The organism is Streptomyces sp. IBSBF 3136 (genome assembly GCF_036815105.1).
Classification (GTDB): Bacteria; Actinomycetota; Actinomycetes; order Streptomycetales; family Streptomycetaceae; genus Streptomyces.
The window spans coordinates 34,333-42,372 of the sequence record NZ_JAJSZC010000019.1 but is presented as its reverse complement, the minus strand read 5'-3'; the positions used below and the strand labels follow the sequence as shown (position 1 = coordinate 42,372).

The window sequence follows — 8,040 nt, the reverse complement described above, 5'->3', positions numbered from 1 at the left end:
CGCCATCGCCATCGGCCGCAAGGGCACCAAGCCGGCCGGTCTGGACGCGCTGGCGGCCTGCACGCTCACCAAGTGAGCTGACGGGCGCCGCGGCCGCCCCGTGACAAGCGCCGGCCGGGGCGGCCGCGGTGGTCCGCGAGGCTTCGCGGAACCCGTCAATTCGACAGACGGCCGAAGAAGTCACCCAGATAATCGTCAGACATGGGAAAGACTTATGAGCGCATAGACGGCAGGCTCCGCACGTTCATCGAGGAGCAGCCCCTCTTCTTCACCGCGACCGCTCCCCTTTCCGGTGACGGCACGGTCAACCTCTCCCCCAAGGGGCTCCGCGGCTCCTTCGCCGTGCTCGACGAACTCACCGTCGCCTACCTCGACTTCGCCGGGTCCAACGCCGAGACCATCGCGCACCTGCGGGAGAACGGCCGGATCACCCTGATGTGGTGCGCCTTCCCGGCCCGCCGAACATCGTGCGCGTCCACGGGCGGGGCGAGCCGGTCTTCCGCGACGACCCGCGTTTCCCCGGGCTGCTCGCCCGCTTCCCGGACATCGACCCGGGCAGCCACGGACTGCGCGCGATCATCGTCGTCCATGCCGACCTGGTCCGGGACACCTGCGGCTACGCCGTCCCCTTCATGGCCTACGAGGAGGACCGCGACCTGCACGGCAAGCGCTTCGCGCGGGAGGACGACGCCTCGCTGAGCGCGTACTTCACCAAGAAGGAGCACATCGCGACGAGCCTGGACGGACTACCCGGGCTGCCGCTGCCGCTCCCGCCCTCTAGCGTCTGAGCCATGCGCCCCGCCGCCGTCGCCGCCCTCGTGTCCCTGTCCGCCATCGCCCTGCTCGGTCTCGCGCCGGGCACCGGGTCCGTGCCGCTGCCCGCGCGGATGGCGGACACCGGTGGCGGCAGCCAGTTGATCACCGCCGAGGCCCCGGCCGCCGACTCCACCTCCGGGACGGTCACCTGGTGGGACCTGCGCGACGGGCAGTGGGTCCAGGCCGGTACGGCGCCGGCCCGGTTCGGGGCCAAGGGGCTGGTGGAGGGCGAAGCCCGCAAGCAGGGCACGAACACCACACCGACCGGGCTGTACGGCCTTCCGTTCGGCTTCGGGATCAAGGCTGCCCCGGCGGGCACCCGCGTCACCTACCGCCCGGTGCGGCAGAGCTCGTGGTGGTGCGAGGACACCGCGTCCACGGCGTACAACCGGTGGGTCGACCCCCTCCCGGCCGACTGTCGGGCCGCCGAGTCCGAGCAGCTCATCTCCTACACGACGCAGTACGCCCACGGGCTCGTCGTCGGCTTCAACTACGACCGGCCCGTGCGCGGGCGCGGGGCCGGGATCTTCCTTCACGTGAACGGGCGCGCGGCGACCGCCGGGTGCGTGTCCGTGCCGGAGGACGCGATGCGGCGGATCCTGACCTGGGCGGACCCCGGCAGGCAGCCGCACATCGCGATCGGGACCACGGACGGCGGGACGGCGATCACCCGCTACTGACGTCGCCCAGCGGCAGCAGGACGGTGAACGTCGTCGCCCCCGGCCGGCTGTCCAGCACCACCCTGCCGCCGTGCGCCTCCACCACGGCCGCCACGATCGACAGGCCCAGGCCCGCGCCGCCGCCGGAGGCGTCCGGACGGCGACGGTGCTCGGCCCGGGTGAAGCGCTCGAAGACGCCCGGCCGCAGGTCCTCGGGCACGCCCCGGCCGTCGTCGTGGACGGACAGGCGTGCCGTGCCCGCCCCTGTCCCGGTCCCGGTCCCGGGAACCTCCCCGCTCTCCGAGGCCCTGTCACCGTCGGCGGCCGTCCCGGTGAACCCGGTCTTCGCGTCTTCCCCCGGTCCGCCGGTCTCCCCGGTTGTCCCGGCGTCCAGGGTGACCGTGACCTTCGTGCCCGCGGGTGTGTGCAGCCGCGCGTTGGCCAGCAGGTTGGCCAGCACCTGGTGCAGCCGGTGCGTGTCGCCGGGCACCGTCACCGGTTCCTCCGGGAGGTCCAGCGCCCAGCGGTGGTCGGGGCCCGCCGCCCGGGCGTCCGTCACCGCGTCCAGGACCAGACGGGTCAGGTCGACCGGACCGCGCTCCAGCGGGCGGCCGGCGTCCAGACGGGCCAGCAGCAGCAGATCGTCCACCATCTCGCCCATGCGGGAGGACTCGGCGGCGATGCGCTCCAGGGCCCGGGTCACCTGGGCGGGCACCGGACCGGGGTGCAGCAGCGCCAGTTCCGCGTGGCCGCGCACCGAGGCGACCGGGGTGCGTAGCTCGTGGCTGGCGTCGGCGGCGAATCGGCGCAGCCGCTCCTCGCTCGCGTGCCGCTTGGTCAGGGCGTCCTCGACATGCCCCAGCATGCGGTTGAAGGCGCCGGCCACCCGGCCGACCTCACCGCGCGGGTCGGTCTCCGGGGCCCTGGCGGGCAGCGCGACCACGCCGCTGGCCAGCGGCAGCTCACTGACCCGGGTGGCGGTGGCCGCGACCCGGCTCAGCGGGCGCAGCGACCAGCGGACCCACAGGGCCCCGGCCACGCCGGTCACCACGAGCGCCAGACCGAAGACGATCCCGGCCACCAGTTCGAGCCGGTGGACGGTGGCCTCGACCGGCTCCAGCGGCAGGCCGGAGATCAGCACGTCCCGGTCCCGGCCCGCCGAGGCGACCACCCGGTAGTCGCCGAGGGCCGAGAGGTCGACGGTGTGGGGTCTGCCGTCGGCCGGCACGGAGGCGAGCCGCGCGCGGTCGGCGGCGGTCAGGTCGACGTCCAGGTCGGCGGAGGGGTCGCCGGAGCGGATCAGGCCCTTGTGGGTGACCCGGCCGTCCAGCAGGCGGGCGCCGAAGGTGCCGGTGGCCAGGCGGCGGGTGTCGCCGTGCTCGTCGCCGTCGTGGTCGTCGGGCAGCACGCCCTTGTGCTCCAGGCTCTCCGGGAACCGGGTGCCGACCTGGGCGAGCTGTTCGTCCAGGCGCTGGGTCAGGAAGCCGTTCAGCTCGACGACCGCGGCGAGTCCCACGGCCGCGCAACTCACCGCGAGCAGGACCACCAGGCCGAAGGTGAGCCGGGCGCGCAGGGTGCGGGGGCGGGGCAGCCGCCGTACCCGTCTCACCGGGCCACCGGTTTCAGGACGTAGCCGGACCCGCGCACCGTGTGGATCATGGGTTCGCGCCCCGCGTCCACCTTCTTGCGCAGGTAGGAGATGTACAGCTCGACCACATGGGCCCGACCGCCGAAGTCGTAGGACCAGACCCGGTCGAGGATCTGCGCCTTGCTGAGGACACGGCGCGGGTTGCGCATGAGGAAGCGCAGCAGCTCGAACTCGGTCGGCGAGAGCTCGATCAGCTCGCCACCCCGGGTCACCTCGCGGGCCTCCTCGTCCATGACGAGGTCGCCGACGACCAGCCGCGGGCCGTCCTCCTGCTGCCGTGCCATGCCCGCCCGGCGCAGCAGGCCGCGCAGCCGGGCGACCACCTCCTCCAGGCTGAACGGCTTGGTGACGTAGTCGTCGCCGCCCGCGGTGATCCCGGCTATCCGGTCCTCGACCGCGTCCCGTGCGGTCAGGAAGAGGACGCAGACCTCGGGGCTCACCTCGTGCAGCCGGCGCAGCACGGCGAAGCCGTCGGTGTCCGGAAGCATCACGTCGAGGACGACGGCGTCGGGCAGCAGCTCGCGCGCCGCGGTGAGCGCCGAGGCTCCGTCACCGGCCGCGCGCACCTCCCAGCCCTCGTAGCGCAGGGCGCCGGTGAGCACCTCGGCGAGATCGGGGTCGTCGTCGACGACGAGGACGCGCAGGGGCGCGCCGTCGGGGCGGGTGAGGGCGGGGCGGCCGGAGCGGGTCGTGTTCATCGCGCCTACCAGCATCCCTCGTCGGCCGGACGGCCGGCCGCCCGCCCTCCTCTGAGTGCCCTCTGAGTGATCGGGCAGCTCTCTGAGATCTCTCTGAGAAAGCCGCCGGGAACCGCCCGCGCGGGCCCTTTTCAGAGGTCGCTCAGAACTTCGGCCCGCACAGTGGCATGGCTGACGGACGAAGGGAACCGCACCGATGACCACCGTGGATACGAGGCGGACGATACCGCCCCTGCCGGGGACCGCACGGCGTTCCCCCGCGGGAGCGGTGCTGGCCGTGCTGTGGACGGGGGCGGCGGCCGTGGTCGCGCTCTGGTGGGCGGGCACCGGGTCCGTGGTCGGCACGGCGGGCTGGCTGACCGGGGCCGGGCGGATCGCCGGACTGCTGTGCGGGTACGCCTGTGCGGTGCTGGTGGGCCTGATGGCCCGGGTGCCGCTGCTGGAGAACCGGGTGGGCTCGGACCGGGTGGCGCGCTGGCACGCGATGGCCGGCCGGTACACGATCTGCCTGCTCGTCGCGCACGTCGTCCTGATCCTCACCGGGTACGCCGCCCAGGATCGGGCCTCGCTGTGGCACGAGACGGTCACCGTGGTGCTGGACTACCCGGACATGCTGAAGGCCACCGCCGGCACGGTGATCCTGTTCGCGGTCGGCATCACCTCCGCACGGGCCGCCCGCCGCCGCACCAGCCACGAGTTCTGGTACTACGTCCACCTGCTCACCTACGCGGCCGTGTTCCTGGCGTTCTTCCACCAGCTGACGCTGGGCGAGCAGTTCAGCGGCGCTCCGGTCGCCACCGCTGTCTGGTACGTGCTGTACCTCGGGGTGGCCGCGCTGGTGGTGTGGTTCCGGATCCTCGCCCCCGTCCGGCTCAACCGCCGCCACCGGCTGCGCGTGGAGTCGGTGCAGCAGGAGGCGCCGGGCGTGCACTCGGTCGTCGTGCGCGGCCGGCACCTGGACGAACTGGGCGCACGCCCGGGGCAGTTCTTCCGCTGGCGGTTCCTCGGCGAGGGCATGGGCTGGACGTCGACGCCGTACTCCCTGTCGGCGCCGCCGCGTCCGGACCTGATGCGCATCACGGTGAAGGCGCTCGGCGACCACAGCGCGGCCGTGTCCCTGCTCCGGCCCGGCACCAGGGTGTGGGCGGAGGGTCCGTACGGCTCCCTGACCGCGGACCGTGCCGCCTCCCGGCAGTCCCTGCTGATCGCGGCCGGGGTGGGTGTCACCCCGCTGCGGGCGCTGTTCGAGACGCTGCCCGGCGAGGTCACGCTGCTCTACCGGGCGCGCTCGGCCGAGGACCTGGCGCTGGGCGGCGAGCTGGAGGCGATCGCCCGCCGGCGCGGCGGCCGGGTGCTGTACGCGCTGAACGGGCCGCGGGGCGAGCGTCCTGACCTCACGGCCGGGTCCCTGCGGGCCACCTTCCCCGGGCTGGCCGGCCACGACGTCTACATATGCGGGCCGCACGGTTTCGCGCGGGACGTGTACGAGGCGCTGCGGGCGTCCGGGGTCCCGGACCGCCGTATCCACCACGAGTCGTTCGAGCTGTGAGGCCGCTGAAGTGCACGCGTTGAGGAAGAACCGACCGCTCCGCCGGATCGTGCTGGCCGGCGCCGCCACCGTCTCCGGGATGGTGCTGCTGCTGTCCCTGAAGCCGCACACGAGTCCCGGGCTCGCCGTGGGCTCCGCCGCGCCGGCCCCGCGCAGTGCCGCGAGCGCCCCGGCCGGGTCCGGCGGCTCGTCCGGGAGTTCGTCCGGCAGCTCCGGGAGCACCGGCTCCAGCACCTCGAAGTCCGTCACCGGGGACACCGTCCAGACCCGCTGGGGTCCGGTCCAGGTGCGGGTGACGATCAAGGGCGGAAAGCTCACCGAGGTGACGGCGGTCCAGTACCCGCGGGACAACCCGCGCGACCAGGAGATCAACAGCTACGCGCTGCCCCAACTGCGGCGCGAGGCGCTGGCCGCGCAGAGCGCGGACATAGACATGGTCTCGGGCGCCACGTACACCAGCACCGGCTACCAGCAGTCGCTCCAGTCCGCGCTGGACTCCGCGGCCGGCTGAACACTCGGCGCATGCGGCACGTATCTGTGGGCCGACGGTCAAGTCCCCCGGAGGAACCGTGACCACCACGCTCGCAGGCGGACGTGCCGCCCGCCGCCAGACGATGCGCCGCATCCGCCCGCGCCGCTCCCCGGCCGTACCGCTGTTGCTGGCGGTCTGGGCCGGCGCGGCGGCCGTGCTGTGGCTCTGGTGGCACAACACCCCCTCGATCGCCGACGACAACGGCCGCATCCTGAACGCGGGCCGGATCACCGGCCTGCTGGCCGGCTACCTGATGGCGCTGGTCGTGCTGCAGATGGCGCGGGTGCCCGCGCTGGAACGGCGCGTCGGCTCCGACCGGGTGGCCCGCTGGCACGCGATGAGCGGCCGGTACACGCTCTGCCTGGTCGTCGCGCACGTCTTCCTCACCATGTGGGGCTACGCGCTCCAGGCGGGCAAGTCGCTCGGCGACCTCGTCCAGCAGACCGTCGACTCCGTCGAGCAGCTGCCCGACATGGGCAAGGCCGCGATCGGCACCGGCCTGTTCGTGCTCATCGGCCTGAGCTCGATCGGCGGTGTCCGCCGCCGGCTGCCGTACGACACCTGGTACCACGTGCACCTGCTCACGTACGCGGCGGTGTTCCTGACGTTCTGGCACCAGATCACCACCGGCAACGACTTCGCGGTCGAGCCCACCGCCAAGACCTTCTGGTACGCGCTGTACGGCGTCGTCTCCGCGCTCGTGGTCTGGTACCGGATCATCACCCCGGTGCGGCTGAACCTCCGTCACCGGATGCGGGTGGAGGCGGTCATCGAGGAGACGCCGGGCATCGTGTCGGTCCTGATCGGCGGCCGGAAGCTGCACCGGATGGGCGCGGAGGCCGGCCAGTTCTTCCGCTGGCGGTTCCTGGCACCCGAGATGCGGTTCAGCTCGCACCCCTACTCGCTGTCCGCGGCGCCCCGCCCCGACATGCTGCGTATCACCGTGAAGGCGATCGGCGACCACAGCGCCCGGCTGCGCGAGCTGACGCCGGGCACCCGGGTGTGGGCGGAGGGACCGTACGGGGCGCTCACCGCGCAGCGGCGCAGCCGGGGCAAGGTGCTGCTGGTCGCGGGCGGCGTCGGCATCACGCCGATGCGGGCGCTGTTCGAGACGCTGCCCGGGGCGGCCGGTGACATCACCCTGCTCTACCGGGCCAACACCACCCAGGACCTGGCACTGTGGGACGAGCTGGCCGCGATCGCCGAGGAGCGGGGCGCCCGGCTGATGTACGCGGTGAACAGCCCCGACGGCGAGCGGCCGGACATCTCCGCGGAGAACCTGGAACGGAAGATCCCGGACATCGACCGCCACGACGTCTTCATGTGCGGCCCGCCCGGGTTCGCGCAGACGGTGTACGAGGCACTGCGCGGCGCGGGGGTCCCCGCGCGCCGTATCCACCACGAGTCGTTCGAGATGTGAGCGGGAGCTGCTGAGCGATGAGGAAGAGCCACCCCATTCGGCGCGTCGTGCTGGCCACCGCCGCCACCGTGTCCGGTGTCGTGCTGCTGCTGTCGCTGAAGCCCGCCTCGGACCCGGCCGCCGCGTCGGCGGCGGGCGCGGCGCCGCAGCGGACGGCGCCCGGGCAGCAGACGCCGCAGGGCGGTCAGCAGGGCGGCGCGCAGGCCGCCGCCGGCTCCGGCACGGTGACCGGTGACGCCGCGCAGACCCAGTACGGGACGGTGCAGGTACGGCTGACCGTCGCCGGCGGGAAGATCACCAAGGCGGAGGCGGTGCAGGCGCCCAAGGGCGGCCTCAGCGACCAGAAGACCCAGCTCGCCGTGCCCAAGCTCAACCAGGAGGCCGTGGCGGCGCAGAGCGCGCAGATCGACGCGGTGTCCGGGGCGACGTACACGAGCACCGGGTACAAGAAGTCCCTCCAGTCCGCGTTGGACAAGGTCAAGGCATCCTCGGCCGGGTCCTCCGGCTCCGCGGGTTACGGCGGGTCCTCGGGTTCGGCGGGTTCCGGCGGGTCCTCGGGGGCGGCCCAGGCCCGCACGGTCACCGGCAAGGTCGCGCAGACGCAGTACGGACCGGTGCAGGTGCGGATCACGGTCGCCGGCGGGAAGATCACCAAGGCGGAGACGGTGCAGGCGCCCAAGGGCGGCCTCAGCGACCAGAAGACCCAGCTCGCCGTGCC

At 73.4% G+C, this 8,040-nt stretch carries 7 protein-coding genes and 1 pseudogene; 6 read left to right on the top strand and 2 right to left on the bottom strand.

The window, feature by feature from the left end:
- Positions 1-201: 201 nt before the first annotated feature.
- A pseudogene (locus V7E45_RS06755) lies at positions 202-788 on the top strand (pyridoxamine 5'-phosphate oxidase family protein).
- 3 nt (positions 789-791) lie between these two features.
- Complete coding sequence (locus V7E45_RS06750) at positions 792-1,496, top strand: L,D-transpeptidase family protein (RefSeq protein ID WP_333773152.1); 705 nt, start codon at positions 792-794, stop codon at positions 1,494-1,496.
- Here V7E45_RS06750 and V7E45_RS06745 read toward each other — a convergent pair.
- Together V7E45_RS06745 and V7E45_RS06740 are read right to left on the bottom strand one after the other, a co-directional pair.
- Positions 1,483-3,084: a sensor histidine kinase gene (locus tag V7E45_RS06745; RefSeq protein WP_333773151.1), complete on the bottom strand. Its 1,602-nt coding sequence runs from the start codon at positions 3,082-3,084 to the stop codon at positions 1,483-1,485. The two genes, V7E45_RS06750 and V7E45_RS06745, sit on opposite strands and share 14 nt — an antisense overlap.
- Entirely contained in the window at positions 3,081-3,821 is a 741-nt protein-coding gene (locus V7E45_RS06740) for a response regulator transcription factor (RefSeq protein WP_333773150.1), read from the bottom strand. Before V7E45_RS06740 ends, V7E45_RS06745 begins: the two co-directional genes overlap by 4 nt.
- A 196-nt stretch (positions 3,822-4,017) precedes the next feature.
- Here V7E45_RS06740 and V7E45_RS06735 point away from each other — a divergent pair, with 196 nt between their 5' ends.
- From V7E45_RS06735 to V7E45_RS06720, 4 genes are all read left to right on the top strand, one after another.
- Positions 4,018-5,370 carry a ferredoxin reductase family protein gene (locus tag V7E45_RS06735; protein ID WP_333773149.1) on the top strand — a complete coding sequence of 451 codons (1,353 nt, stop codon included), beginning with the start codon at positions 4,018-4,020 and terminating at the stop codon, positions 5,368-5,370.
- 10 nt (positions 5,371-5,380) lie between these two features.
- A complete protein-coding gene (locus V7E45_RS06730; RefSeq protein WP_333773148.1) occupies positions 5,381-5,881 on the top strand; it encodes an FMN-binding protein in 501 nt (166 codons plus the stop codon).
- 58 nt (positions 5,882-5,939) lie between these two features.
- The gene (locus V7E45_RS06725) at positions 5,940-7,322 is read left to right on the top strand and encodes a ferredoxin reductase family protein (RefSeq protein WP_333773147.1); all 1,383 of its coding nucleotides are present in this window, start codon (positions 5,940-5,942) and stop codon (positions 7,320-7,322) included.
- 17 nt (positions 7,323-7,339) lie between these two features.
- On the top strand, positions 7,340-8,040 hold a 701-nt coding region (locus V7E45_RS06720), incomplete at its 3' end, for an FMN-binding protein (RefSeq protein ID WP_333773146.1).